Source organism: Achromobacter sp. K91 (genome assembly GCF_003576205.1).
GTDB lineage: Bacteria > Pseudomonadota > Gammaproteobacteria > Burkholderiales > Burkholderiaceae_B > Achromobacter > Achromobacter aegrifaciens.
Genome location: NZ_QWFB01000054.1, coordinates 21,259 through 48,176 on the forward strand (window position 1 = coordinate 21,259; position 26,918 = coordinate 48,176).

The window sequence follows — 26,918 nt, forward strand, 5'->3', positions numbered from 1 at the left end:
CCGGTTTCGGCCGAGAGGGGACGAAGCATGATCGATGAGGAATGGACGCAGCGGGACGACTATTACTGGCAAGGGCCAGCGGGCTGGACGATCTCCCGGGTCTTCGTGGACGGGATGTGGCAGTACGAACTATGGTTCAGCCGCGGCGGCGGAGGCACGATTTACGGAATGCGCGCCTCATTGGAAGGCGCGCAAGAGCTCTATCAGCAAAAGCTGCGGTAAGTTCTTGCCTGTCTGCAGGGAAGCGCCACCCGCGGCGTGGCTTCTATCTGCTGCGGCTGCTCGTGTTGCGCATCGGAAACCCGACTTTTCCTAGATTCCGTTTTTGGGCGCATTAAGAATCAGCCGCAAGCCCAGCGCGGCAATAACGCCCGCCGCTGCCCGGTCTATCCATTGCTTCGCCCGTAGATAAACCTCGCGCGGGCCCTTGGTCGAAAAACAGAGCGCCACGATCGCATACCAGCCGAATTCGACCAGGAACACCAGGGGCGGCAGCGCGAAATAGGTCCATGCCGGCGGATGCTGAGGCAGCAGCGCGGCGAAGATGCTGCCATACCAGATGGCCGTCTTGGGGTTGCTCAACTGGGTCGTGAGACCGATCCAGAAGGAACGACCTCCATTGCGTGATGCTGGCGCGCTGCTGCCGGGCATGGCAAAAGGCTGCCTGGCGTTGCGCCAGATGCCGGCAGCCACGTAAAGCAGATAGGCGCCGCCCGCGATTTTCAGCGCGACGTACAGCCATTCCACGCTTTGCAACAGGGAATACAGCCCCGCCAGCGCCAGGCCGGCGAACAGCATGCCGCCTGCGCCCATGCCGAAGGCCGAGGCCAGGCCGTCCCAGCGGGACTGGCCGATGGCCTTGCGCGCGACGATGATGAAGCTTGGTCCCGGCAGCATGGCTCCGAGCCACAGCGCACCGAGGATAGCGAGTATGGAAGCAAAGGGAGTCATGGTCGTTGGGGGCTGGAGCCATGGGAGACAATGATTCTTCCATGAAAGTCCGGCCCTGCAAAGGACGGTGAAGCGCCTGCTGGCGGCAGGCGTTTCGCGCAAATCCGGGTCTCAGCCGCTCGCCAGCGCCAGCGGCGCGGTGCGCGCTGGAGCGGCCGCCCTCGGGGCGGACTGCGCTTGCGGCTGCCGTTCATCCTGCAGGCGGAATACGCCCACGGCTTGCAGCAGCTCGGTCGCCTGCGATTGCAGGGCCGCCGAGGCGTCGGCGGCCTGGGCTACCCGGGCCGCGTTCTGCCGGGTCAGTTCGTCCATTTGCGTCACGGCCTGGTTGACTTCGTCGATGTCCGTACTCTGGGCCCGGCCCGCGTCGCCGATCTGACCGACGATGGTGGCCACGCGCTCGATGCTGGCCACGACTTCGCGGATCACGCCGGCGGCATGGTCGGCCTGGCGGAAACCGCTGCTGGTCTTCTCCAGCGAGCCGTCGATCAGGGTGCGGATCTCGCGCGCGGCGCTGGCGCTGCGTTGGGCCAGCGCGCGGACCTCGGTGGCGACGACCGCGAAGCCTCGCCCGCTTTCACCGGCGCGGGCTGCTTCCACCGCCGCGTTCAAGGCGAGGATGTTGGTCTGGAATGCGATGCTGTCGATCAAGCCGGTGATTTCGGAGATCTTGTTGGCTTCCTGCTGGATTTCTCCCATCACCGTCGCCACGCCCGCTACCGCGGCGCTGCCCGTGTCCGCGATGCGCCGCGCTTCGTCGCTCAGCTGCCGGGCCTGCAAGGCGTTGCCGGCGTTGTCATGGACGTTGGCGGCCAGGTCGCGCATCGATGCAACGGTCCGCTCCAGGGAGTCGGCCTGGGTCCGGGTGCGTTCTTCGAGCTGCTGGTTGTCCTGCATGATGTCGCGCGAGGCGGCGGAAAGGGCGGTGGCGGTGTTCCTTACGCCGCTCAGGGTCCGGTGCACGGCGTCCATCGTGGCCTTGAAGCTGCGGCCCAGGCTGCTGTCCATGCTCATGCCGCCAAAGCGCAGGTCGAACACGCCAGCCTCACGGCCGATATGCGCACTGAGTCGGGCCAGTTCCTCGGCCGCCACCGCGGCCCGTTCCATTTTCCAGGCCAGCCAGCCTAGCGCGGCAGCCTGCACCACCACATAGGCTGCGTGCAACAGCACCATGGGCAGGCTCGGCTCGGTGAAGCAAATTGTTCCGTAGCCCCATTGCTGCAGGAAGTTGAAGGACAGGTGATGCAGCGCGATGACGACGGCCGCGCACAGGATGGTGCGCCAGTCGCGATAGGCCAGCAGCAGCGAGAGCAGCACGAAGATGCCGAAATGGATCTCGGCCATGCCGGACATCAGATGGATATGGAGCGCGGCCAGCACCATCAGGCTACAGGCCACGACCAGGCGGGTACTCAAGCGGCCGGGCCGCCAGAGTATCAACAGCGACGGTATGCCTGCGGCGGCCAAGCCGACGCCGATGGCGGCGCCCCAGCGTCCGTATTGAGGGGCCAAGCACAGTCCGACGGCAAACAGCAGCCAGAGCAGAGGCAGCATCGCCCGGTCGGTGCGGCGGTAAGAGTCTTCCAGCAAATCGCTTGCGTTGCGCATGGCAGTTCCTTGCTACGGGAAGCGCGGGGACCCGCGCACGTTCGATTTTTATTCAATAATTCCAATTTGTGAATATATATTCCAAATTATTCTCTACTGTTGCCGCGACGCGGCCAGGTGATCCGCCCCATACCGGCGGCCGGAAAACCGGCGCTTTGCGCGGCGCGTTTGAAGCGAGCGGAAAACCTGGGATATCCTGCTGCCCATCATGATGAGAGTACTGTGGCTCTGCCTGGGTTGCCTGATGCTGGCATTGGGTGTGATCGGCGCGTTTCTGCCCGTCATGCCTACGACCATTTTCCTGATCCTGGCGGTGGCCTGCTTTTCGCGCTCTTCGCCGCGTCTCGAGAAATGGCTGCTGGATAGCCCGACCTACGGTCCCGCCCTGCGCGCCTGGCGGGATCAGGGCGCCGTATCGCGCAAGGGCAAGACCTACGCCTGCCTGGGCATGGCGCTGGGCTATATGCTGTTCTGGTGGGGCGCGCATCCGTCTTGGATGCTGGCCGCCGGTGTGGCCGTGTTCTTCCTGGCTAGCGCGGCCTATGTTGTCACGCGGCCGGCGCCGCAGGGGCCGCAGGCCGGCAGCGGACAAGCGCGGTAGCCGCCGGCGTCAATGCGAATGCCGGGGATCGCCCCGTGTTTCCACGACCTTCAGATACAAGGTGGCGGGCTCCAGGCAGCCGCCGGTTGAAAGCTGGCCGACCAGTTGCCGGTACAGCTCTTGCCACGGCGTCTGAGATTCCGGCGCCTGGTAGGGCGGCTCCAACTTGCGGCGTTCCATTTCTGTTTCATCCACCAGGGCGGTGACCGAGCGCTGATTCAGGTCGACGCGGATGCGGTCGCCCGTGCGCAACAGCGCGAGGCCACCGCCCACCGCGGCTTCCGGCGACATGTTCAGGATCGAAGGGCTGGCCGAGGTGCCGCTCTGGCGGCCGTCGCCCAGGCAGGGCAGAGAGTCTATGCCGCGCTTGAGCAGATGCGAGGGCGGCGCCATGTTGACCACTTCCGCGCTGCCGGGGTAGCCGACGGTGCCGGCGCCGCGGATCACCAGGATGCAGTGCTCGTCGATGTTCAGGGAGGGGTCTTCGATGCGCGCGTGGTAGTCCTCGGGGCCTTCGAAGACGATGGCGCGCGCCTCGAAGGCGTTCTCTGAACCGGGCTCCGACAGATAGGCGCGGCGGAAGGCTTCGCCGACGACCGACATCTTGATGATGGCGCTGTCGAAGAAGTTGCCCGAGAGGACGATGAATCCCGCGCGATGCCTGAGCGGCGCGTCGCAGCTGCGGATGACGTCCGCATTGTTGGTCTTGGCCGTAGCCGCGATCTCGCCGATGGTCTTGCCGGACACGGTGCCGCAATCGGTATGCAGGCGGCCTGCTGCCGCCAGTTCGTGCAACACCGCCGGGACGCCGCCCGCGCGGTGAAAGCCTTCGCCCAGATGCTCGCCCGCAGGTACACAGTTGACCAGCAGCGGCACGTCTTCGCCCAAGCGCTGCCAGTCGTCCAGGCTCAGGTCGATGCCGGCGTGGCGCGCCATGGCGATGAGGTGCGGCGGGCAGTTGCTGGAGGCGCCCAGCGCCGAGGCCACGACGATGGCGTTCTCGAAAGCCTGCCGCGTCAGGATGTGGGACGGGCGCAAGTCCTCGCGCACCATGTCGCAGATACGCAGCCCGGTGGCGTAGGCCATCTGGCCGCGCTCGCGGTACGGCGCGGGAATGCTGGCGCAGGTGGGCAGCGACATGCCCAGCGCTTCGGCCAGCGAGTTCATCGACAGCGCCGTGCCCATGGTGTTGCAGTGGCCGACGGACGGCGACGACGCCGTGGCCAGCGTCATGAAGCCTTCGTAGTCCAGCTTGCCCGCGGCCATCAGATTGCGCGCATGCCAGATGACCGTGCCGGAGCCGACGCGCTGGCCGTCGTGCCAGCCGTCCAGCATCGGCCCGCCGGACAGCACGATGGCGGGAATATCCACGGTGGCCGCGGCCATGAGGCAGGCGGGCGTGGTCTTGTCGCAGCCGGTGGTCAGGACCACGCCGTCCAGCGGATAGCCGTGCAGGATCTCTACCAGGCCCAGATAGGCCAGGTTGCGGTCCAGCGCGGCGGTGGGGCGCCGGCCCTGTTCGGCCAGCGGGTGCACGGGAAACTCCATGGGGATGCCGCCCGCGTCGCGGATGCCGGCCTTGATGCGCTCGGCCAGCGCCAGGTGATGCCGGTTGCAGGGCGCCAGGTCGCTGCCGGTCTGAGCGATGCCGATGATCGGCCGCCCAGATTGCAGTTCCTGGCGCGTCAGGCCGTAGTTGAGGTAGCGCTCGACATAGATGGCCGTCATGTCGGCGTGGGCCGGATCGTCGAACCACTTCTGGCTGCGCAGCTTGCGGGGAGTCTGGGACATGGGATTCTCGTTTACAGCGGTTGCGTGGCGGCCCGGCGCGCGTGCGGGCCGCAAAGGCTTAGTTGCGCGCCTTCTGGATCTCGTCGTTGAGCTGCTTGACCAGCTCTGGGCCGAGGTCCTGCGTGTACTTGTCGACCACCGGCTGCACCTTCTGGCGCATGCGCGCGATCTCTTCGGGCGAGACCGTGTTGATCTTCATGCCGGCCTTTTCCAGCGTGGTCATGGCCTTTTGGGAGTCCGCACGGCTGTCCTGGCGCTCAAAGTCGCGCGAGGATGCGGCCGCCTGGCGGATCAGCTTCTGTTCTTCCGGCGACAGGGTGTCCCACCATTTCTTGGACGCCAGCACCACCCAGGGCGTGTAGACGTGGCGGGTGATGGTCAGATAGGGCTGAACCTCGTAGAACTTGCTGCTCTGGATGGTGGTGATGGGGTTTTCCTGGCCGTCCACGGTGCGGGTTTCCAGCGCGGTGAACAGTTCGGAGAACGGCATGGGCACGGCGTTGGCGCCCAGCGTATTGAAGACGCCCAATGCGATCTGGTTCTGCATCACGCGCAGCTTGATGCCTTGCAGGTCTTCCGCGCGCGCGATGGGGCGCTTGGAGTTGGTCATGTTGCGAAAGCCGTTTTCCCAATAGACCAGGCCGATGATGCCCTTGGCTTCCAGCTTTTTCAGCATGTCCTGGCCCAGAGGCCCGTCCAGCACGGCGTCCGCTTCCTTTTCGCTGTTGAAGAGGAAGGGCAGGTCGAACACGCCGAACTCCTTGACCATGCCGGCCAGGGGCGCGGTGGACCCCACCATCATTTCCTGCACGCCGCCCACCAGCGCGCTTTGCATCTGCTCGTCCGAGCCCAGGTTGGCCGAGCCGAAGGTCTTCATCTTGAGCTTGCCGCCGCTGATTTTTTCCAGCTCCTGCGCCAGGTGGCGCGCGGCGCGCCCCTGGACGCTTTCCTCGTTCAGGCCATAGCCGAAACGGATCAGGCGAGGTTTGACGTCGGCGGCGGACGCGACGCCGGCGACGGCGCAGGACAGCGCCGTCGCCAGGACAAGAATGCGGGTCTTGAAACGGGTGATCATGGTGTTCCTCCTTGGGGTTTTTCTAATGCATCCAGCGTGCGGGGACGGTGATCAGCTCGGGGAAGATCACCAGCAGGATCAGCAGCAGCGTGTAGGCGACGACATAGCGCCACACGCCCCTGCAGATGGTTTCCATATTGATGCGGGCGACGCCGCAAACCACGTTGAGCACGGTGCCCACCGGCGGCGTCAGCAGGCCCACGCAACCCACCATGACGAACATCACGCCGAAGTAGACGGGGTCGATCCCGGCCTTGGTGACCACCGGCATCAGCACCGGCGCCAGGATCAGGATGGTGGGCGTCAGGTCCATCACCGTGCCCACCAGCGTCAGCAGCACCAGCAGGGCGAACATCAGCAGCTTGGGTTGGTCCAGCACGGGTTCCAGCAGCGCGATCAGGTCCTGCGGCATGTCGGCCAGAGTGATCATGTAGGACGAGACCATGGCGGCGGCCACCAGGAACATGACGATGGCGGTGGTGCTGGCGGCGTTGATGAAGAGCGGCGCCAGGTCGCGCACGCCGATTTCGCGGTAGACGAACAGGCTGACCAGCAGCGCGTAGACCGCGGCGACGACGGCCGCCTCGGTCGGCGTGAAGATGCCGCCGCGCAAGCCGCCGATGATGATGACGGGCAGCATCAGGGCCCATAGCGATTCGCGCAGCGCCTTCCAGCGCTTGCTCCAGGGTTCGCGCGGCGAGGGCTTGATGCTGCCATGCTTGCGCGCCACCCAGGTCCATACGGCGACCAGGGTCAGGCCCATCATCAGTCCGGGCGCGATGCCGGCGAAGAACAGCTTGGTGATCGACACGTTGGTGGCGACGCCAAAGATGATGAACGAGATCGAGGGCGGAATGATGGGCGCGATGATGCCGCCGGCCGCGATCAGCCCGGAGGCCTGGCCCGCGTCGTAGCCCCTTTCGCGCAGCATGGGGATGAGCAGCGAGCCCAGCGCCGCGGCGTCGGCTACGGCCGAGCCGGACAGCGCGGCCAGCAGCACGCTGGCGAAGATGGCCACATAGCCCAGGCCGCCCTGGATGTGGCCCACGAAGGTGCTGGCCAGATTGACGATACGGCGCGAAATGCCGCCGGCGTTCATCAGTTCGCCGGCCAGCATGAACAGCGGCACCGCCATGAGGGTGAAGCTGTTGGCGCCAGACAGCATGTTCTGCGCCAGGATCTGGGTATCGAAAAAGTCCAGCTGGAACATCATGGCGATCGCGCTGAGCAGCAGCGCGAAGGCGATAGGCATGCCCAGGGCGATCAGCCCCAGCAGCACGAGCAGGAAAACGGTCAGGATCATTGCGGGCGTCCGGGCGGGGTAGGGGAGTTGGAGGCGGAGCCGTCAGACCAGCGGGTCTTCGGGGCTGGATTCCGCCGGCAAGGGCCCGCCCGCAAGGACGCGCACCAGATCGATCAAGGTCAGGATGCCCATGGCGGCGGCCGCATAGAGGGCCGCGGCGTTGAACACTGCCAGCGACATGCCGGTGACAGGCAGCACGGTGTCCAGGCCGATGACGGTCTGGGTCCAGCTGCCCTCGGCCATCAGCCACAGCACCCACAGCGTCAGCAACTGGCAGAACACGTGCGAGGCGCGACGGGCGGCGGGGCCGAAGCGTTCGACCAGCATGGTGACGCCGATGTGCTGATGCGAGCGCAGCGCTATCACCGAGCCCAGGAAGATCATCCAGACGAAGGCCAGCCGCGAGATCTCATCAGAGACGTTGATGCCGGAGTTGAACAGGTAGCGCAGCGCGACGTTGCCGAACAGCAGCACCACCATGACGGCCAGACAGGTCACCATCAGCCAGGTCTGCAGCGCGAAGCACCAATTGGCGGCGCGGGCCAGCGGCGTGCCGCCAGGCCGCCCCGGTGGGGAAGCTTGCATGCTTGTCTCCTATCCGTTTCCCGGAATTTTTTAGGGTTATGCTGTGCGAAATGTTAGCGCTAACATTTTGCGTTTGGCAAGCCCCAGTTTTTTGCGTCAGACTACGCGCTCACCAACCCATGCCGAGGACCGATGTCCATCCGTAAACCCCGCAGTTCACGCGCCGGCCGCGTCACCATGCAGGATGTCGCGCGCCGCGTGGGCGTGAGCGCGATCACGGTATCGCGCGCCTTGCGCACGCCGGACAAGGTGGCGGAAGAACTGCGGCTGCGCATCGCGCGGGTGTGCCAGGAACTGGGCTACGTGCCCAACCATGCGGCCAGCGCGCTGGCGTCGGCGCGTTCGCAGACCATCGTGGCGCTGATTCCGTCGCTGAGCAACGTGGTGTTCGTCGACATCATCGCGGGGATCAAGGAAGAGCTGGACCGGCACGGCTACCACATGCTGATCGGCGTGACCGGCTATTCGCTGGACGAGGAGGAGGCTCTGCTGCGCAAGTACCTGCAGCACGCGCCCGACGGCCTGATCCTGACCGGCATCGACCACAACCCTGGCGTATGGGACCTGCTGGACACGCAGCGCATTCCCACCGTGCACACGATCGAGACGCTGGACGGCGGCGAGCACATGAGCGTGGGTTTTTCGCAATTCGATTCCGGCTATGCCGCGGGCCGCCATCTGGTGGAGCGGGGCTACCGCCGTATCGGCATCGTCGGCGCGCAACTGGATCCGAGGTCGCTGCGCCGCTGCGAAGGCTGCCGCCAGGCGCTGCGGGACGCGGGCCTGTATGACGCGGCGCTGGAAATCATGACGCCGGAGAAATCATCCATCGGCCTGGGAGCCTCGCTGCTGGAAGCGCTGCGCGAGCGTCATCCCGACTGCGATGCGCTGTTCTTTTGCAACGATGACCTGGCCCAGGGGGCGGTGTTCCAGTGCGGAAGGCTGGGCGTGCCGGTGCCGGAACGCATGGCCATCGTCGGCTTCCACGACGTAGCGGGCACGGCCTGGACCACGCCGCCGCTGTCGACCATCGCCACGCCGCGCTACCAGATCGGCGTATCGGCCGCGGGCCTGCTGATGCGCCATCTGGCCGGCGAGCCCGTCGCCGAGCGCCATGTGGACCTGGGCTTCAAGCTGGTGCAGCGCGAAACCAGCTGAACGCCAAGCCTCAGCCCCGGCGCAGCGCCAGGAATACGCCGGAGGCGATGATCAGCCCCATGCCGGCCAGGGCCAGCCCATCGGGCGGGCGCTGGAACCAAAAGGTGCTGAACAGCACCGCCAGCAGCAGCTGGAAGTAGTTCAGGGGCGCCAGGGTCGCCGCCGCCACGCGCTGGAAGGCGGATATCAGAAAGATCTGCGCCAATCCGCTGCAGGCGCCCAAGCCGACGATGAAAAGCATGTCGGCAAGATCGGGCCACGGATCCGGCAGGAAGAAGGGCGCGGGCAGCCCGGTGACGACGAGGCAGATGAAGGCCGTGTAGGCATACTGGATGGGCCCGGGCACCTTGCCCGAAAGCCTGCGCGTCAGCACCTGGAACACTGCGTAACTGACCGCGGACACCGCCATCAGCAGCGTGCCCAGCCACGGCAGGTTGGAGCCCGGCCGCACGATCAGCAGCATGCCGCCAAAGCCCGCCGCCACCGCCGTCCACTGGGCGGGTCGCACCCGCTCGCCCAGCAGCCAGGGCGACAGCGCCACCATGATCAGAGGCGAGGTGAAGTAGATGGCGGTGGCTTCCGACAGCGGCATCCAGATCAGCGCCGTCATGAAGCAGGTACCGACCGTGGCCAGCAGCAGGCCACGCAGGATCAACAGCGGCTTTTCGGGCGCATCGCGCAGACGCAGTCCGCCGCGGTGCCGCCACAACAGCGCCACCGCCAGCACGGCCACCGCCGAATAGCGCATGATGTTCAGGAAGGGCGCGGGATAGCGCGCCAGCATGTGCTTGGACCCCGCATCGAAGGTGGCAAAGGCCACCAACGCTGCGAAGAACAGCAGGATGCCCGTCTGGCGCGCGGCGGCGGGCGAGGGTAACGCGATGGGAACGGAGCTCATGTGGGCGGGAGGACTCAGGCTGCCGCCTGGCCCGCGCCCTGCAGGAACGCGTCCAGAGCCGGGCCGATGGCCTCGACCATGTAGCCGCCTTCCTGCACGATCACGGTGGGCAGTCCCAGGCTGGCGACGCGCGCGCCGATGTCGCGGTAGGCATCGATGTCGAGCTTGAGCACGCTGATGGGATCGTCCTTGTAGGTATCAAAGCCCAGGGCCAGCACCAGCGCCTGCGGCGCGTAGCCGGTCAGGGCGGCGAGCGCCGTATCCAGTGCCTGCAGGAAGGTGTCGTTGCCCGAACCGTGCGGCAGCGGCAGGTTCAGGTTGCACCCTTCACCCGCGCCGTAGCCGCGCTCATGCGCATAGCCGGTATAGAAGGGGTAGTAGCCGGCGGGGTCGGCGTGCAGGGATACCGTCATGACGTCGCCGCGCTGATAAAAAATGTTCTGCGTGCCATCGCCATGGTGGGCGTCGACGTCCAGCACCGCCACCTTGGACCAGGTCTGAAGCAACCGGCTGGCCGCGGCCGCGCTGCTGTTCAGATAACAGAAGCCGCCCGCGCGGTCGCGGTGGGCATGGTGGCCCGAGGGCCGGCACAAGGCATAGGCCATGCCCCCGGCGCTGGCGACGTGGTCGGCGGCGGCCACCGCGCTATGCGTGGAGCGCAGCGCCGAGCGCCAGGTCTGCGGCCCGATGGGACACGATAGATCGCTCAGGTAGTAGCCGGTCTGGGCCACGATGGAGGGCGACGGGCAGGGGCCGCGGCCAGCCAGCTCGATGCGGCCGTTGTAGTACGGCGAAAGATTGGGCAGCACTTCGGGGCCCGGATCCACGCCAGGCGAGCGCAGGGCCTGCCAGCGCGCATAGGCCGATTCCAGATAGTCCAGGTAGTCCGGGCTGTGGATGTCCTGCAGCGGCTTGCGGCCGTAGTCAGCCGGCGCTTGGACGCGGATGCCGCGCGCGGCCAGCGCGCCTTGCAGGCTTTCCGCCCGTGCCGGCAGATCGGTGGGCGCGCTGATGCGCCCAAGCCGCATGAACTGCCGCGGCGTATGCAGCAGCTGCTCTTCCGAGAAAAACGCCTTCATGGCTGCCCTCGCTGGCGTTATGCGTGCTTGAGTTCGATTTCGACGAACACGAACTCCGTGTCGCCGGGATTGATCACGTTGTGCTCTACACCCACGGTCCGGTAGTAGGCCACGCCGGTGGTGAGCTGGCTGGTGATTTCGCCGTCGGGCGTGTCCAGCAAGAGCGGGCCGGTGGTCTGCGGGACCACCACGTAGTTCATTCCATGGCGGTGCCATCCCGTTTCGCCGCCGGGCGGGAAGCGCCATTCGGTGACGGTGACCATGTCATTGTCGATCTGCACGGTCGGTATGGCGGCGGGGCGTTGCATGGGGCGTTCTCCTTGGAAGTATGAATATTCTTGTGCGCTTCAGGCCGCTTGCGCCTTGGTCGGGTCCCAGTGCTGGCCGGGGACCGCGGCGATCAGCTGCCGCGTATAGGCGTGTTGCGGGTTGTCGAAGATCTGCGCGGGCGAGCCGTACTCGACCACCTTGCCGCGATGCATGACCAGCACGGAATTGCAGATCTGGGCCGCCACGCGCAAATCGTGGGTGATGAAGACCAGTGCGATCTTCAGGCGTTGCTGCAAATCGTGCAATAGCTGCAGTACTTGCGCCTGAACCGAGACGTCCAGCGCCGAGACTGATTCGTCGGCCACCAGCACCTTGGGCTCCAGCGCCAGCGCGCGCGCGATGCCGATGCGCTGGCGCTGTCCGCCCGAAAACTGGTTGGGATAGCGATCGAAGGCCGACGGGTCCAGCCCGACCAGCGACAGCAGCTCGCGCACCCGCGCTTCGGCCTGGGCGCGCGGCACGCCGTTGGCGACGGGGCCGTCGCTGATGATGCGGCCCACGGTATGGCGCGGGTTGAGCGAGGCGAACGGATCCTGGAAGATCATCTGGATGTCGTGGCGCAGCGGCCGGAAGCGCGATTCCGGCATGGCGGCGATGTCCTGGCCGTTGAAGATCAACTGCCCGCCGTTGATGCCCACCAGCTTGAGCAGGCATTTGCCGATGGTGGACTTGCCCGAGCCCGATTCGCCCACGATGCCCAGCGTCTCGCCGCGCCGCACGCTGAAGCTGACGCCGTCGACCGCGTGAACCTCGCGTTTGCCGCCCAGCCAGCCGCGGCCCACCACGTAGGTCTTCTTCAAGTCGCGCACGTCCAGCACGGGCTGGTCGTGCGCGGCGGACTCGCGCTCGGCGCCACGGCGGTGCGGCACGGCCGCGATCAGGCGTTGCGTGTAGGGGTGGCGGGGCCGGTTCAGCACTTCGTCCGCCGGCCCCTGTTCGACCAGGACGCCTTTTTCCATCACGGCGACCCGGTGCGCGATTTCGGCCACCACGCCGAAGTCATGGGTGACGAACATCACGCCCATGCCTTTCTCTTTCTGGATGCGGGCGATCAGCGCCAGGATCTGCGCCTGGGTGGTGACGTCCAGCGCGGTGGTCGGTTCGTCGGCGATCAGGAGTGCAGGCTCCAGCGCCAGGGCCATGGCGATCATCACGCGCTGGCGCTGTCCGCCCGACAGGCGGAATGGGTAGACGTGGTAAAGCGTGGCGGGGTCGGGCAGCCCTACGAAGGCCAGCAGCTCCAGCGTGCGGGCCATGCGCTGCGCGCCCGGATACGCGTTATGCACGCGCATGACTTCGCTGATCTGCTCGCCTACCGTCATCAGCGGGTTGAGCGCCGACAGGGGCTCCTGGAAGATCATCGCCATGTCCTTGCCGCGCATGGCTTGCAGCGTGGCTTCGTCCTGCCGCAGCAGGTCCTGGCCGCGGAACAGGATGCGGCCCTGCTGCGGCGTCAGGTAGTCGGGTAGCAGGCCCATGATGGCGTTGGCGCTCATGGACTTGCCCGAGCCCGATTCGCCGACGATGCAGAGGATCTCGCCGGCGCGGATGTCGTACGACACGTCCTGCACGGCATAAGGGCGGTCGCCGCCTTTGGGCAGGGCGATGCTCAGGTTCTGGATGGATAGCAAAGGAGTGGAAGCGTTCATGCCGTCCTCCTATTCGCCGCGCTTGCGCAGCTGCGGGTTGAGGGCATCGTTCAGGCCTTCGCCGATCAGGTTGATGGCCAGTACGGTCAGCAGGATCGCCACGCCGGGCCAGACGCTCATCCACCAGGCTTCGCGGATCATGGTGCGGGCCGCGCCGATCATGAAGCCCCAGCTCATCAGGTTGCGGTCGCCCAGTCCCAGGAAGGACAGCGACGATTCCGTCAGGATCGCGGTGGCGACCATGAACGACGCCGACACGATGATGGGCGACATGGCGTTGGGCAGGATCTGCGTGCCGACGATGCGGGCCGGCGTCTGCCCGATGACAATGGCGGCCTGCACGAACTCGCGCTGCTTGAGCGTCATGAACTCCGAGCGCACCAGCCGCGCGGCCGGCGGCCACGACACCACCGCGATGGCCCCCATGATGGAATAGACGGATGGACTCAGGATCGCCACCAGCACCACGGCCATGGCCAGCTGCGGGATGGTCTGGAAGAACTCGGTGAAGCGCATCAGCGCGTCGTCCACCCGGCCGCCGCAGTAACCCGCCACCGAGCCGACCACGATGCCGAAGACCAGCGCCACGGCGGTCGACAAGAGGCCCACCATCAGCGAGACCCGGGCGCCCCAGACCAGCCCGGCCGTGATGTCGCGGCCCAGCATGTCGGTGCCGAAGGGGTAGTCGGCATTGGTGAACGGCGGAATCAGCGGATCCGCCACCATCATCCAGGGGGATTCTTCATACAGCAGCGGCGCGGCCAGGGCCACGACGATCACGACCAGCATGATGGCCAGTCCGGCCACCGCTCCGTAGTTGCGCATGTAGCGCCGGGCAAATGACTTCATGCGGCGGCTCCTTGCTGCGCGCCCGCGCCGATGCGCGGATCGATGAGTCGGTACAGCACGTCGGTCAGCAGGTTGAACACCACCACCATGATGGAGGTGACCAGGAAGATGCCCAGCAGCAACTGGTAGTCGCGCTGCAGCAGCGCGTCGAACATCAGCCTGCCGATGCCGGGCCAGGCGAACACGGTTTCGGTCAGCACCGCGCCGCCCGCCATCTGCCCCAGCTGGATGCCGGCGAAGGTGATGACCGGCAGCAGCGCATTGCGCAGCACGTGGGCGCGGATCACGCGGCCGGGGCTTACGCCCTTGGCGCGCGCCGTCTTGACGAAATCCATGCCTATCACTTCCAGCATGGAGGCGCGGGTCAGCCGCACGTAGACCGCCATGAAGAAGCAGCCCAGCGTCACGGTGGGCAGGATCAGGTGCTGGGCGATGTCGCCCGCGCGCGCCCAGCCCTTCAGGTTGGCGCCCACGGTCTCCATGCCGAAGGCCGGCAGCCAGCCCAGCACCACCGAGAACAGCAGGATGCCCATCAGCGACAGCCAGAACAGCGGCGTGGCGTACAGCACCAGCGCGCCCGTCATGACGGAGCTGTCGATCCAGCGGCGCTTGTTGCGGTAGCGGGCCTTGGCCGCCACCACGCCCAGGAAGACGCCCAGCACGATGGAGAACACGAAGGCGCAGGACATCAGCAGGAAGGTGGCGGGCAGGCGTTCCAGGATCAGGTCCAGCACCGGCACATGGTTGCGGTACGAGAAACCCAGGTCCAGTTGCACCACGCCCTTCAGGTACAGCATCAGCTGGGTCAGGATGGGCTTGTCCAGGCCGAAGGCCACGCGCAATTGTTCGACGTAGGCGGCGTCGCCCGCGCCGGCCTGGCCCGCCAGCACGGCGGCGGGGTCGCCGGGGGCCAGGCGGATCAGGAAGAAATTGATGATCACCACGCCCAGCACGACCACCAGGGCCTTGCCGATGCGGGAAACGAGGAAAGACAGGAATTTCATGCTCGGGGTCCTCTCTGGTCGGGCGCGGCCTGCCTGGGGCAGCCGTTGTCCGGCCGGCATCCGCCGCCGCGGCAAGCCTGCCGCGGCGGCGTCCTGCGGCGCTTACTTTTCGATGTACACGTCGTCGAAGCTCTCGTTCAGGCCGATGGCGGTCTTGACCAGATTCTTGACGTTGCCGCGGTAGAGCGTGGGAAACTCCATGTCCACCAGGAAGCCGTTGGCGATCTCATTGACCAGCGTGGTCTGCAGCTTGGTGTAGAGCTCCTGGCGCTTGGCGGGATCCACCTCGGAAGCGGCCGCCTCCCATTGCTTGTCGGTCTCCGGATTGCTGTAGCCCTGCACGTTGGCGAAGGGCGAACCCTTGACGATGTTCGACGAGACATACAGCCGCTGCACGCCCAGCGCGGGATCGCCGTACTGGTAGGTGAAGGTGGTCGTCATGTCGAAGTCCCAGTTGCCCGTGCGGCTGGCCCAGCCGCCGGCGTCGGTCGCTTCCAGGTTGACCTTGAAGCCCAGCTGCTCCAGCGCCTGCTTGGTGTATTCGCCCAGGCGGTCCCAGGTGGAGCCGTAGGGGAAGCTCAGCTGGCGGATCGTGTAGTCCTCGGGCTTGATGCCGGACTCCTTGATCAGTGTGCGCGCCTTCTTCATGTCGAACGCCAGCGGCGGCATGTTCTTGTCATAGAACATCTCGGTGGTGACGAAGGGGCTGGTGGACACCTTGCCCAGTCCGAAGAAGATGTTGTTGACCACCATGTTGCGGTTGATGGCCGCCATCACGGCCTGGCGCACCTTCAGGTTGTCGAAGGGCGGCTTGCGCATGTTGAAGATCAGGTAGGCCTGGGGCGAGAACATCTCCCAGCCGGCCGTGGTGTATTCGACCTTGGGCAGGGCGCGCAGGCGCTTGATGTCGACGTTGTCCACGTCGCCGCCGCGCAGCACGTCCACGCTGCCGCGCTCGAAAGCCACCGCGCGCGAGGCCGAGTCGGGGATGACGTTGAACACCAGTTCATCCAGATAGGGCTTGCCGGGCTTCCAGTAGTCGGGGTTGCGGGTCAGCTTGATGTATTCGCCGCGTTTCCATTCCTTGAACATGAACGGGCCCGTGCCGACCGGCTTCTGGTTGGCGGGATTGGTCATGTAGTCGGTGCCGGCATAGATGTGCTTGGGCATCATGGGCGCAAAGCCCGGTTCGAACATCAGCATGAAGGCCGGGAAGGGCGTCTTCAGTTTGACGACGACCGTCTTCGCGTCCGGCGCCTGCACCGATTCCACGAACTTGTTCAGGATCACGCGGGCGCGCGCATGGGTCTTGGGCAGCATGTCCGCCAGCGAGAACACTACGTCCTCGGACGTGAAGGGCTTGCCGTCATGCCACTTGACGTTGTCCTGCAGGTGGAAGGTGTAGGACAGGCCGTCGGGCGAGGCGTCCCACGACTTGGCCAGGCCGGGCTGGGGCTTCAGATCGGTGGAGTAGGTCAGCAGGCTCTCGTAGATCTTGCCGGCGACGAACTGCGTGGGCCCCTGCTGATTGATGGCGGTGACAATCACCGGCGGTTCGGGCTGGACGATCATGTTCAGCGTGCCGCCCTTGGTCTGCGCCAGGGCTTGCGTGGCGGGCAGCGCGGCCGCGAGGACCAGTGCGCCGATGCTTAGGGAGAACCATTTCTTCGATTTCACTGCGAGCCTCCGGGCTGGAAAGGGTCTGACAGGTGTCCGCGTCGCGGATGCCGTGCACTGGCAAGCAAACCTCATGCCACCTGTGTTTTCAGGGGTACTACGGGTGGAGCCGCTACAACAATGCTTCGTACAGGTGCTCTTCAGCGTGCCGCGCACCATTGCGGAGCGCCGTTCTCGTCGCCAAAGTCTTCCCGCAGGCGGGCCAGGATGCCTAGCAGATGCGCATGCATGGCATGGCGCGCGCGGATCGGATCGCGCGCCTGTATGGCCGTCAGGATGCGCTGGTGTTCGGCATGGGCGATGGCCCAGACCTTGGTGTCGACGAAGTAATCCTCCATGCGGCTGTACACGGGGCTGGCCTGCGTCAATTCCCACAGATGGGCCACCGAGGCCGCTACTGCGGCGTTGCCGCAAGCCGCGGCAATGGCGTTGTGGAATTCGCGGTCGTGGCGGCCGGGCGAGTTGCCCAGCGACATGCCCTCGTGGGCGTCGCGGATGGCGGCAATCTGGGCAGGCGACCCATGCTGCGCGGCCATGCCCGCGCACTCGGGTTCGATCAGCATGCGCGCTTCCAGCAGGTCGAACGGGCCGATGCCGTCCTGTCCTGGCGCGGCGTACACGGGAGCGGCGGCTTCCCGGATGGCAGTGACGAACACCCCGGTGCCCACGCGCACCTCGACATAGCCTTCTATTTCCAGCGCGATCAGTGCCTCGCGGATAGACGCGCGGCTGACCTGCAGCTGTTCGGCCAGCTCCCGCTCAGAAGGCAGGCGCCCGCCGCGGGGGAATTCCCCGGCCCGGATCCGGCCGGCGATCTGGTCGGCGATGACTCGGTACAGGCGGGTGACGGCGGCAGCTTGGAAGGTGTTCATCGACGATAGGGGCGGGAACGGAGAGCCAAGTGGTCAGGCCACCAAATATAGGCATCTCATCCTTGAATAAGAAGGGAAATTTTCTATTTCAAGGGAAAACGATCACAGGGATTCCACCTCTTTCTTTGAAGTGGTCAGGCCAGCTAGGAATGTCTCGGGCGCTTTACAGTTTCCAGACAAATCCCGCACAGAAGCCCCGCTGTTGCGGGCGGACGCCATCCCATACTCCGTTGCGCCCGATACCGGGCATGTGGCAAGGCAGCGCGCTGCGGCGGCAGGAAGGGGTAGGACGTGCAGGAAGTGACGAAGCGGGCGTTCCGGCCCGAGGGCTGGTGGATAGGCTTGGGCATGGCGGTCTTCGCCCTGGCGTGGTTGACGCTGCTGGACAAGGCGGCCCTCGCGCCGCCGACTGACAATATCGAGCAACTGACCTGGGTGCGCAGCCTGGAATGGGGCTATTACAAGCATCCGCCTCTGCCGACCTGGCTGCTGTGGCCAGCGGTGCAATTGCTGGGCTGGTCGGCGTGGACGAGCTATATCGTCGGTGCGCTCTGCATCCTGGGCGCCTTCGCGTTGTTGTGGCGCTGGCTGCGGGGCATGCGCGGCAGCGGCCATGCGCGGGCGGCGTTGCTGGCCGGCCTGTGCATCACCTTCTACAACGGTCGTCTGCATTTCTACAACCACGAGATCGTGCTGATTCCCCTGGCGGTGGGCTGCGCCGTCGCGTGCTGGAAAGCCTGGGCCACGCGCCGGATCGGTTGGTGGATCGTGCTGGGCGCGTGCCTGGGCCTGGGGGCTCTGTCCAAGTACCAAAGCGCGGTGACGGGCGCCGCCGTGCTGGTCTTCTGGCTGAGCCAGCGCGGCTGGCGCGACTCCATGCACCGGTTCGGGCTGCAGGTTGCGGGGTTGACCGCGCTGGCGGTCTTCGCGCCGCATCTCTGGTGGCTGGCGTACAACGGCTTCGAACCCCTGAACTACGCGATGACTTCATCGCTGGCCGCCGGCCTGCCTTGGGTTCAGCGCGCGGCAGAAGTGGCGCGGTGGTGGGGCGATCAGATGCTGAACCGCGCGCTGCCTGCGTGGGTGTTCCTGGGCGTCTTGTGCTGGTTGGCGCGCCGCCGCGCCGCGGTGGCTGCTGTGACGGCAGACGCGCCGCCGCGCGATGCGGGCCGCGCCATCCTGCTGTCGTTCGGTTTTACGCCCTTGGTGTTCGTCAGCATCATGACGCTTGCCAGCGGTTCCCATGTGCAACTGCACTGGGGCACGCCTTATCTGCTGTTCATGGCGCCGGCGATGATGGAACTGATGCGTGGCGGCGTCTGGGAGCGCGTGCGGCCGCGCGATGCCGTGGCGGTATTCGCATTGGTCCAGGCGCTGTTGATGGTCCGGGTCGGGCTGACGTCGCCGGGCGGGGCGGGGCTTGCGCGCAAGGCGTCGGATTGGCGCTATTTCGATTCCCGGGCGCTGGCCCTGGCTGTGCACGAACCCGCCAAAGCGGCGCTTGGCGGGCCGGTCAGGGTGATATCGGGGCCGCCGGCCGAGGCCGGCGCGCTGGCCCTGAGGCTGCCGGAACAGCCGCTGGTGCTGATAGACGGACAGCTCCGTTTCAGTCCCTGGGTGCCGAAAGACGTGGCCGAGGCTTGCGGCGCATTGGAGCTGGAGCTGGAACCGAGAACGTCCGGAGCGGGGTTTGTCGCCGTCGGAAAGGACTTTCCTGGGCTGCACTGGCGTGTGACGCCGTCTTCCCGGCTTTGCGGCACGGCGTCTGGCGTGCCTCGCCCCTAGGGGCAGGCTATTGCGCCTCGTCGTCCGGTTCAGGCGTCTGCGTGAAGGCGCGCACCAGGCGCGCGATGCCGTCCAGTTCGTCGTGCGCGCCCGCTACCCATTCCGGCTTCTCGAACGGGCTGTCCGAAGGAGCGTTGTCCATGCTTGCCTTCAGGTCATTAAGCAGTTCCAGCGCCATGTCGGTGGCCTGGGGGCTGCTGCGGGTCGAGAGGGCGATGGCGATCGCCAGCGCCTGGCGCATGGCGAGCAGGCGGCCGTCCAGTTCAGTGCCCATGATGGTTTCCTTGTTGTGCATCTTTGTGACAGGCGCATTTTACGGGGGCGAGGCCGCCAGCGCCGCGGGGTGTTCTCTGGGTGGGCAGGTGGACTGGCGGGGGGCAACACGCTGGCGTTTGCGCAAGATCAACCCGGACTGGCCGGCACAGGCGAATAATTCCAGGTATGCAAGCCGCCCTACGCCCGTCACAGACAGAATCCCGCGAGCCCTCCGCCGCCAGCCCATTGTTCCCGCCGCAATTGCTGGCGCGGCTGGACAAGAACGGGCCCCGCTATACCTCGTATCCCACGGCTGACCGGTATCACGGCGGCTTCGGCGAGCAGGAGTACCGGCAGGCGCTGCAGCAGCGCCGCGCGACGGCGCCGGCCGAGCCTTTGTCGCTCTACGTGCACATCCCGTTCTGTGAATCGGTCTGTTATTACTGCGCCTGTAACAAGGTGGTGACTCGCCACCACGACCGCGCCGCCCGCTATCTGGACGCCCTGGCGGCCGAGATCGAGCTGCATGTGCGCGAACTGGGCGAGCGCGTACCCGTATCGCAGTTGCATTTCGGGGGCGGCACGCCGACCTTTTTGTCCGACGAGGAATTGTCGCGTCTGATGGAGAACCTGCGACGCGCCTTCCGCTTCGAACCCGACGCGGAAATCTCGATCGAGGTAGATCCGCGCACCGCCACGCCCGAGCGCCTGGCCCATATGCGCGAACTGGGCTTTAACCGCCTGAGTTTCGGCGTGCAGGATTTCGATCCCCGGGTGCAGGCCGCGGTGCACCGCATGCAGTCGTTCGAGGACGTGCGGGCGCTGATGCAGAGCTCCCGGGCGTTGGGCTATGCCTCGGTCAACGTGGATCTCATCTATGGCCTGCCGCTGCAGACCACGGAGTCCTTTGCCCGCACGATCGCTCAGGTCATCGCGCTGCGGCCCGACCGCATCGCGCTGTATGCCTACGCCCACCTGCCCGCGCGCTTCAAGCCGCAGCGCCGCATCAACGAGGCCGACTTGCCCGACAGGGAGACGCGGGTGGGGCTGCTCAGCGCCGCCATCGATGGTTTTCTGAAGCAGGGCTACGCCTATATCGGCATGGACCATTTCGCGCTGGAAACCGATGCGCTGGCGATCGCCAAGCGTAAGGGGGAGCTGCACCGCAACTTCCAGGGCTACAGCACGCAGCCCGACCGCGACCTGGTCGCGCTGGGCGTGTCCGCGATCGGCCGCATCGGCAATACCTACAGCCAGAACGCCAAAGTCCTGGACGAGTATTACGCGGCAATCGAAGCAGGGCGCTTCGCCGTCGAAAGAGGGTTGGCGCTGAGCACGGATGATCTGGTTCGCCGCGAGATCATCATGGACATCATGTGCCAGGGCCGCGTGGACTACAGCCGGATAGAGGCGCGCCACGGATTGCGGTTCGCCGACAGCTTTGGCCCGGAACTGCTGCAGATGGCGAATCTGGCCGAGCTGGGCCTGGTCAACCTGCACCCCGGCGAACTGCAGGTGACCGGCCTGGGCTGGTACTTCGTGCGAGCCGTCGCCATGGCGTTCGACGGCTACCTGCGGGCGCCGGGCACCGCGGCCAGCTACTCGCGGATCATCTGAGCCGCGGCGTCGCGCAGAGCCCGGCGGCGCTCATTCGGCGAATTTCTCCCGCAGATAAAGCGCCAGCGACAAATCGTCGGACAACTGCAGCTTGCGCATGGCGCGGCGCTTGTGGGTGCTGATCGTTTTCTTGCTGCGCATCAGCCGCGCCGAGATCTGCGTGACGGACAGCCCTAGGCTGATGTGGCGCAGTATCTCCACTTCCGAAGTCGTCAATGCCGCGTGAGGATGCGTCGGCTGCTGCGGCCGGATCTTGCCGTCCTGCACCGTGAGGAACTCTTCCTTGCCCGCCAGTACGCCGCGGATCATCTCCGGCAGCAACACCATGCCGCATTCCTTGGCGAAGTAGCCATTCGCGCCTGCGCGGAAAGCCGCGTACTGAGTTTCCTGGCGGCTGCCCGCCGAGAAGGTGATGAGCGCCATCCCGGGGTGGTAGCGGCGCAGGCGCCGCAGATAGTTCACGCCGTCCCAGGGTTCCAGGGGCAGGTAGAAATCGACCAGGGCGACTTCGCAGGGTGAGTGGGTAAGTTTCTCCAGGAGGGACCGTGCCGAGGTCTCCCGGTGCACCACCCGGAAGCCCGGCCGGCTCTCCAGGTAGGCGCCCACGCCCACGGCAACCACGGGGTGGTCGTCCAGGATCGCCACCTTGATGAGAGGCGGCGGCCGGGACAGGAGCAGGTGCCGGCGCGTGCCCGGGCGGTCGCCGCTTTCGGCGGGCTCGGGGTTGATGTGCGGGGGCGCTTTGAGGGTGAGCGCTGAGACAGTTTTCATCGATGCTCCACATGCAGGATGGGGGAACGCCGGCGGTCGATTGCGCAGGTCGCGGGTGTCCTGAATTTGCGAAGGCAGATTACGTTTTCGCATGGCCCGCGGGAGATGAATCGCGCCAATATCAGACTGTTGCACCGTCGACCTGTCATATATGCGAGAAGCACACGTGCAACAGCCGGGATTTAGGCCGCGACGGCAGATGAGTTTTTGAGTTATGGCGCGGCCGGGCGCACCTCGCACGCGCTCCAGGGAGCGCTGTGGCGCTTTAGCCACGGAAAAGGCGTAAATAGTGATACAATCGTCGACGATAAGCACAGCTTCTGTTGCGCAGTGCATTGTTTGCTGTTTTTGATCCCTGTCCGCTGCGGCGAGCATCATTAGGTCCAGACACCATGTTTTTCCCGCTGGCACGAACTACGACCCGGAACTTTCGCCCTATGTCGCGTTAAGTTTTCGTGCGTCGGGTTTCACCGTGTCAGGTCAGCGGTAGGACTCAGCAAGACAATCCAAGGAACGCGGCTCTCAGGCCGCGTTTTTCGTTTCCGTAATTTGTTTGTTTAGTTCCCAGAACCCCCCAGGAAGCACTCCCGATGGTACAGATCACATTGCCCGATGGTTCGCAGCGCCAATATCCGGGGCCGGTAACGGTTGCCGAAGTGGCGCAATCGATCGGTACGGGCCTGGCGAAGGCCGCCTTGGGCGGCCGCGTGACGTTTGAGGGCTCGGACTCCAGGCTGGTCGACACCAGCTTCCGCATCGAGGGCGACGCGCGCCTGGCCATCGTCACCGCCAAGGACGCCGACGGCCTGGATCTGATCCGCCACTCGACGGCGCACTTGCTGGCCTATGCCGTCAAGGAGCTGTTTCCGGATGCGCAGGTCACCATCGGTCCGGTGATCGACAACGGCTTCTACTACGACTTCTCGTACAAGCGCCCGTTCACGCCCGAAGACCTGGCCGCCATCGAGAAAAAGATGGCCGAACTCGCCAAGAAGGACGAGGTCGTCACGCGCGAGGAATGGTCGCGCGACGACGCCGTCGAATTCTTCAAGAGCATCGGCGAAAAGTACAAGGCCGAGATCATCGCCTCGATTCCGTCGAACGAGCCGCTCAGCCTGTACCGCGAAGGCGACTTCATCGACCTGTGCCGCGGCCCCCACGTGCCGTCCACGGGCAAGCTGAAGGTCTTCAAGCTCATGAAGGTTGCCGGCGCCTACTGGCGCGGCGACAGCAAGAACGAGATGCTCCAGCGCATCTACGGCACGGCCTGGGCAACCAAGGAAGAACAGGAAGCCTACCTGCACATGCTGGAAGAGGCCGAGCGCCGCGACCACCGCAAGATCGGCCGCGAATTGGACCTGTTCCACTTTCAGGACGAGGCCCCTGGTCTGATTTTCTGGCACCCCAAGGGCTGGGCGCTGTGGCAGCAGGTGGAGCAATACATGCGCTCCGTCTACCGCGACAACGGTTACCAGGAAGTGAAGGCACCGCAGATCCTCGATATTTCGCTCTGGAAGAAGACGGGCCACTGGGACAACTACCGTGAAAACATGTTCACGACGGAGTCCGAGAACCGCGTTTACGGCCTGAAGCCGATGAACTGCCCCGGCCACGTGCAGATCTTCAACGCCGGCCTGCATTCCTACCGCGAATTGCCGCTGCGCTATGGCGAATTCGGCCAGTGCCACCGCAACGAGCCCTCGGGCTCGCTGCACGGCATGATGCGCGTGCGCGGCTTCACGCAGGACGACGGCCACATCTTCTGTACCGAAGAACAGCTGCAGGACGAGTGCGCCGACTTCACCGCGCTGCTGCAGAAGGTCTACCGCGACTTCGGCTTCACGGAAGTGCTGTACAAGGTCGCCACGCGTCCTGAAAAGCGCATCGGCACGGACGAAGTCTGGGATACGGCCGAAGCCGCCCTGATGGAGAGCCTGCGCCGCACGGGTTGCGAATTCGAGATCTCGCCGGGAGAGGGCGCGTTCTATGGCCCCAAGGTGGAATACACCCTGAAGGACGCCATTGGCCGCCACTGGCAGTGCGGCACGATCCAGGTCGACTTCTCCATGCCCGTGCGCCTGGGCGCCGAGTACGTGGACCAGAACGATCAGCGCCGCCCGCCGGTCATGCTGCACCGCGCGATCCTCGGTTCGCTGGAGCGTTTCATCGGCATGCTGATCGAAAACCACGCCGGCGCCATGCCTCCCTGGCTGGCCCCGGTGCAGGCCGTCGTATGCTGCATTTCCGAACCTTCGGCCGATTATGCGGCTGAAATCACGCAAAGCCTGAAAAAACAAGGCTTTAGAGTAGAGTCCGATTTGCGCGGTGAAAAAATCACTCGTAAAATTCGGGAGCACAGCCTGCAAAAGGTGCCGTACATCCTCGTCGTCGGCGACAAGGAAAAGCAAAACGGCACTGTAGCCGTACGCGGACTGGGCGGATTGGACCTCGGAGCCATCGCATACGACGAATTCGTCGCGCGCTTGTCCGAGGACGTTTCCACCCGTCGCGACGTCGTTCATCCTGATAGCAGCGCTGCTTAACATTTCTAGGAGCTTTCAACATCGCCACTGAAAAAGCCAATCGCATCAACGGTGAAATCCGCGTCCCCGAGGTGCGCCTGATAGGTCTGGACGGAGAACAGCTCGGCATCGTCAAGATTGCCGACGCCTTCCGTCTTTCCGAGCAAAGCGACGTGGATCTGGTGGAAATCGCGCCGAACGCCGAACCGCCGGTCTGCCGTTTGATGGACTACGGCAAATTCAAGTACCAGGAGCAGAAGCGCCAAGCTGAAGCTCGTTCCAAGCAGAAGGTCATCCAGGTCAAGGAAGTCAAATTCCGTCCGGCCACCGACGAGGGCGACTACCAGGTCAAGCTGCGCAATCTGCGCCGCTTCCTCGAAGAAGGCGACAAGGCCAAGGTGACGCTGCGTTTCCGTGGCCGCGAAATGGCCCACCAGGAACTCGGTATGCGGGTGCTTGAACGTGTGCGCGACGATCTGTTGGAACTTGCCCAGGTCGAAGCCATGCCGAAGCTCGAAGGCCGTCAGATGGTCATGGTGCTGGCGCCGAAGAAAAAGGCCGTGCCTGCGGGCAAGCCTGAGTCGGCTGCCTGAGCTCCTGCCGTAGTCTCCCCAGGGAGGCTACGCCGCCTGTGCGATCTGCCGCCTGCCATGGCGCCGGCGGGTTCGCTAATTGGGCGGCTCTGCGCTACGATGTCATAAAGCCGCCTTCCCGCGAGGGAAGGCGGTGTCCGTTCAGGGTGTCGCGATGCATGTATTGTTCGTTTTGGATCCCTTGCCGCTGCTCAAGGCGTACAAGGACAGCTCTGTCGCCATGATGCGCGCCCTGGTGGCGCGCGGCCATACGCTAAGCGTGGCCATGCAGGGCGATCTCTATATCGAGGCGGGCACGGTCAAGACCGCGGCCACCCCCATCGAACTGGTCGCGGACGCCGATCTGCACGGCCAGGACTGGTGGCGCGAGTCTGCCGCCCGGGATCTGCCGCTGGCGGAATTCGGCGCGGTGGTCATGCGCAAGGATCCGCCGTTCGACATGGAATACGTCTATTCCACGCACCTGCTCGAATATGCCGAGGCGCAAGGCGCCCGCGTGTTCAACAGCGGCGCGGCGATCCGCAACCATCCCGAAAAGCTGGCCATCACCGAAATCAGCGAGTTCACCGCGCCCACGCTGGTGACCCGCAGCATGGCCCGCCTGAAGGCGTTCCACGACGAGCATCACGATGTCATCGTCAAACCGCTGGACGGCATGGGCGGCACGGGCGTGTTCCGGCTGCAGCCCAAGGATCCCAACCTCAACGCCATCCTGGAAACGCTGACGGACAATGGCGCGCGCACCATCATGGCGCAGCGCTACATTCCCGACATCGTCAAGGGCGACAAGCGCATCCTGCTGATCGGCGGGGTGCCGGTGCCGTACTCCCTAGCCCGTATTCCGCTGGCCGGTGAAACCCGCGGCAACCTGGCGGCCGGCGGCCGCGGCGTGGCCCAGGAACTTTCCCCGCGCGACCGCGAGATCGCCGAGGCCGTGGCTCCCAAGCTAGCCGCCCGCGGTCTGCTGCTGGTCGGCCTGGACGTCATTGGCGATTACGTCACTGAAGTCAACGTCACCAGCCCCACCTGTTTTGTGGAAATCGCGGAGCAAACCGGTTTCGACGTTGCCGGCATGTTCGTCCAGGCGCTGGAAAAGGCCGTGGCGACCCCTGCCGCTGCCGCTTGACCCGCCAGGATCCCTGTCATGACCACCGGTATAGTCATCGTCGTGCACGCGCCCCTGGGCGCGGCGATACGCGATTGCGCCAGCCACGTCATGGGCAACCTGGACGGCATGCTGGCCATACACGACATCCAGCCTGAAGACCGGCCGGACGACCTGGCGCCGCAAGTCCTGAAGGACATCCTGGAGCAGGAACATGGCGCGGGCGTGCTGGTGCTGACCGATCTGATCGGCGCCACGCCCGCCAATATCGCCAAGCGCGCCGTCTCCGATGCCCAGGCCCAGGGCATCCAGTGCTGCGTGCTGGCCGGATTGAATACCCCGATGCTGCTGCGGGCCCTGACCTATCGCAATCTGCCCTTGGCCGAAACCCGCGAGAAGGCGCTGGCTGGCGGGCTTCAGGGCGTCTTACGTGTAGACTGACGGGCGGAAGTTTGCCCTATTATGTCGGCTATCCATTCAGGCCGATTGACGGTTCGACGGTTTGCTGTGATCAACACTGCGGCCTCATGCCGCAGCCATAATATTTCCTATGCCTAATACAGACATCGTCATCAGCAATAAACTGGGCCTGCATGCCCGGGCGGCTGCCAAGCTGACGCAGCTGGCCAGCAAGTTTTCCAGCGAGATCTTCATCTCGCGCGGCGCGCAGCGCGTGAACGCCAAGAGCATCATGGGCGTCATGATGCTGGCGGCCGGGCTGGGCGTGACGGTTAAGCTGGAGGCCTCCGGCAATGACGCCGATCAGGCCCTTTCCGAAATTCAATCATTGTTCGACAGCAAATTCGGTGAGCAGGAATAGAATTTCTTCCGAATCGGCCG

Annotated in this window: 26 protein-coding genes; 10 read left to right on the top strand and 16 right to left on the bottom strand. The window is 65.3% G+C overall.

All coding sequences use genetic code 11. From position 1 onward, the window contains the following. Window positions 1-27: 27 nt before the first annotated feature. Window positions 28-222 carry a hypothetical protein gene (locus tag DXK93_RS26190; protein ID WP_054458275.1) on the top strand — a complete coding sequence of 65 codons (195 nt, stop codon included), beginning with the start codon at window positions 28-30 and terminating at the stop codon, window positions 220-222. 90 nt (window positions 223-312) lie between these two features. On the opposite strand, the gene DXK93_RS26195 is transcribed toward DXK93_RS26190, so the two are convergent. Both DXK93_RS26195 and DXK93_RS26200 read right to left on the bottom strand, forming a co-directional pair. Next, the gene (locus tag DXK93_RS26195) at window positions 313-951 is read right to left on the bottom strand and encodes a LysE family translocator (protein WP_119451612.1); all 639 of its coding nucleotides are present in this window, start codon (window positions 949-951) and stop codon (window positions 313-315) included. 111 nt (window positions 952-1,062) lie between these two features. Next, the gene (locus DXK93_RS26200; RefSeq protein ID WP_119451613.1) at window positions 1,063-2,559 is read right to left on the bottom strand and encodes a methyl-accepting chemotaxis protein; all 1,497 of its coding nucleotides are present in this window, start codon (window positions 2,557-2,559) and stop codon (window positions 1,063-1,065) included. 208 nt (window positions 2,560-2,767) lie between these two features. Between DXK93_RS26200 and DXK93_RS26205 the strand changes: the two genes are divergently transcribed. Then, window positions 2,768-3,160 (top strand): YbaN family protein, encoded by a 393-nt coding sequence (locus tag DXK93_RS26205; RefSeq protein ID WP_119451614.1) that lies wholly within the window; start codon window positions 2,768-2,770, stop codon window positions 3,158-3,160. A gap of 9 nt (window positions 3,161-3,169) precedes the next feature. On the opposite strand, the gene DXK93_RS26210 is transcribed toward DXK93_RS26205, so the two are convergent. From DXK93_RS26210 to DXK93_RS26225, 4 genes are read right to left on the bottom strand one after another with little or no spacing between them, the layout of a single operon-like run. Next, complete coding sequence (locus DXK93_RS26210; protein ID WP_054458272.1) at window positions 3,170-4,951, bottom strand: IlvD/Edd family dehydratase; 1,782 nt, start codon at window positions 4,949-4,951, stop codon at window positions 3,170-3,172. 58 nt (window positions 4,952-5,009) lie between these two features. Further along, complete coding sequence (locus DXK93_RS26215; protein WP_054458271.1) at window positions 5,010-6,026, bottom strand: TRAP transporter substrate-binding protein; 1,017 nt, start codon at window positions 6,024-6,026, stop codon at window positions 5,010-5,012. 22 nt (window positions 6,027-6,048) lie between these two features. Continuing rightward, a complete protein-coding gene (locus tag DXK93_RS26220; RefSeq protein ID WP_054458270.1) occupies window positions 6,049-7,329 on the bottom strand; it encodes a TRAP transporter large permease in 1,281 nt (426 codons plus the stop codon). A 42-nt stretch (window positions 7,330-7,371) separates the two neighbouring features. Beyond that, the gene (locus tag DXK93_RS26225; protein WP_054458269.1) at window positions 7,372-7,914 is read right to left on the bottom strand and encodes a TRAP transporter small permease; all 543 of its coding nucleotides are present in this window, start codon (window positions 7,912-7,914) and stop codon (window positions 7,372-7,374) included. 132 nt (window positions 7,915-8,046) lie between these two features. Here DXK93_RS26225 and DXK93_RS26230 point away from each other — a divergent pair, with 132 nt between their 5' ends. Further along, a complete protein-coding gene (locus DXK93_RS26230) occupies window positions 8,047-9,072 on the top strand; it encodes a LacI family DNA-binding transcriptional regulator (protein WP_054458268.1) in 1,026 nt (341 codons plus the stop codon). Between the two features lie 10 nt (window positions 9,073-9,082). On the opposite strand, the gene DXK93_RS26235 is transcribed toward DXK93_RS26230, so the two are convergent. The 8 genes from DXK93_RS26235 to DXK93_RS26270 form a co-directional block, all read right to left on the bottom strand. After that, a complete protein-coding gene (locus DXK93_RS26235) occupies window positions 9,083-9,970 on the bottom strand; it encodes a DMT family transporter (protein ID WP_119451615.1) in 888 nt (295 codons plus the stop codon). A 14-nt stretch (window positions 9,971-9,984) separates the two neighbouring features. Continuing rightward, a complete protein-coding gene (locus tag DXK93_RS26240; RefSeq protein WP_119451616.1) occupies window positions 9,985-11,049 on the bottom strand; it encodes a histone deacetylase family protein in 1,065 nt (354 codons plus the stop codon). Window positions 11,050-11,066: 17 nt separating this feature from the next. After that, window positions 11,067-11,357: a cupin domain-containing protein gene (locus DXK93_RS26245; protein WP_119451617.1), complete on the bottom strand. Its 291-nt coding sequence runs from the start codon at window positions 11,355-11,357 to the stop codon at window positions 11,067-11,069. Between the two features lie 39 nt (window positions 11,358-11,396). Next, window positions 11,397-13,028, bottom strand: coding sequence for an ABC transporter ATP-binding protein (locus DXK93_RS26250; RefSeq protein ID WP_119451618.1), 1,632 nt, complete (start codon window positions 13,026-13,028; stop codon window positions 11,397-11,399). A 9-nt stretch (window positions 13,029-13,037) separates the two neighbouring features. After that, the gene (locus DXK93_RS26255; protein ID WP_059380519.1) at window positions 13,038-13,877 is read right to left on the bottom strand and encodes an ABC transporter permease; all 840 of its coding nucleotides are present in this window, start codon (window positions 13,875-13,877) and stop codon (window positions 13,038-13,040) included. After that, complete coding sequence (locus tag DXK93_RS26260; RefSeq protein WP_054458263.1) at window positions 13,874-14,881, bottom strand: ABC transporter permease; 1,008 nt, start codon at window positions 14,879-14,881, stop codon at window positions 13,874-13,876. Before DXK93_RS26260 ends, DXK93_RS26255 begins: the two co-directional genes overlap by 4 nt. A gap of 102 nt (window positions 14,882-14,983) precedes the next feature. Beyond that, entirely contained in the window at window positions 14,984-16,558 is a 1,575-nt protein-coding gene (locus DXK93_RS26265) for an ABC transporter substrate-binding protein (RefSeq protein WP_119451619.1), read from the bottom strand. A 140-nt stretch (window positions 16,559-16,698) separates the two neighbouring features. After that, entirely contained in the window at window positions 16,699-17,430 is a 732-nt protein-coding gene (locus DXK93_RS26270; protein ID WP_119451620.1) for a FadR/GntR family transcriptional regulator, read from the bottom strand. A 291-nt stretch (window positions 17,431-17,721) separates the two neighbouring features. Here DXK93_RS26270 and DXK93_RS26275 point away from each other — a divergent pair, with 291 nt between their 5' ends. Continuing rightward, window positions 17,722-19,215, top strand: a complete 1,494-nt coding sequence (locus DXK93_RS26275; protein WP_119451621.1) for a glycosyltransferase family 39 protein — start codon at window positions 17,722-17,724, stop codon at window positions 19,213-19,215. A gap of 7 nt (window positions 19,216-19,222) precedes the next feature. Here DXK93_RS26275 and DXK93_RS26280 read toward each other — a convergent pair whose 3' ends face one another. Continuing rightward, window positions 19,223-19,489 (bottom strand): hypothetical protein, encoded by a 267-nt coding sequence (locus DXK93_RS26280; RefSeq protein ID WP_054458311.1) that lies wholly within the window; start codon window positions 19,487-19,489, stop codon window positions 19,223-19,225. A gap of 167 nt (window positions 19,490-19,656) precedes the next feature. On the opposite strand from DXK93_RS26280, the gene hemN reads away from it, so the two are divergent. Beyond that, complete coding sequence (hemN, locus tag DXK93_RS26285) at window positions 19,657-21,087, top strand: oxygen-independent coproporphyrinogen III oxidase (RefSeq protein ID WP_054458259.1); 1,431 nt, start codon at window positions 19,657-19,659, stop codon at window positions 21,085-21,087. 30 nt (window positions 21,088-21,117) lie between these two features. Here hemN and DXK93_RS26290 read toward each other — a convergent pair whose 3' ends face one another. Then, window positions 21,118-21,858: a response regulator transcription factor gene (locus tag DXK93_RS26290; protein ID WP_054458258.1), complete on the bottom strand. Its 741-nt coding sequence runs from the start codon at window positions 21,856-21,858 to the stop codon at window positions 21,118-21,120. Window positions 21,859-22,448: 590 nt separating this feature from the next. Here DXK93_RS26290 and thrS point away from each other — a divergent pair. The 5 genes from thrS (at window position 22,449) to DXK93_RS26315 (ending at window position 26,898) form a co-directional block, all read left to right on the top strand. Then, entirely contained in the window at window positions 22,449-24,401 is a 1,953-nt protein-coding gene (thrS, locus tag DXK93_RS26295) for a threonine--tRNA ligase (RefSeq protein WP_054458257.1), read from the top strand. Window positions 24,402-24,421: 20 nt separating this feature from the next. Beyond that, window positions 24,422-24,973, top strand: a complete 552-nt coding sequence (infC, locus tag DXK93_RS26300; protein WP_080551054.1) for a translation initiation factor IF-3 — start codon at window positions 24,422-24,424, stop codon at window positions 24,971-24,973. 154 nt (window positions 24,974-25,127) lie between these two features. Then, window positions 25,128-26,099, top strand: coding sequence for a glutathione synthase (gene gshB, locus DXK93_RS26305; RefSeq protein WP_119451622.1), 972 nt, complete (start codon window positions 25,128-25,130; stop codon window positions 26,097-26,099). A gap of 18 nt (window positions 26,100-26,117) precedes the next feature. After that, window positions 26,118-26,519: a PTS sugar transporter subunit IIA gene (locus DXK93_RS26310; protein ID WP_054458255.1), complete on the top strand. Its 402-nt coding sequence runs from the start codon at window positions 26,118-26,120 to the stop codon at window positions 26,517-26,519. Window positions 26,520-26,628: 109 nt separating this feature from the next. Then, complete coding sequence (locus tag DXK93_RS26315) at window positions 26,629-26,898, top strand: HPr family phosphocarrier protein (RefSeq protein WP_013392913.1); 270 nt, start codon at window positions 26,629-26,631, stop codon at window positions 26,896-26,898. Window positions 26,899-26,918: the final 20 nt, after the last annotated feature.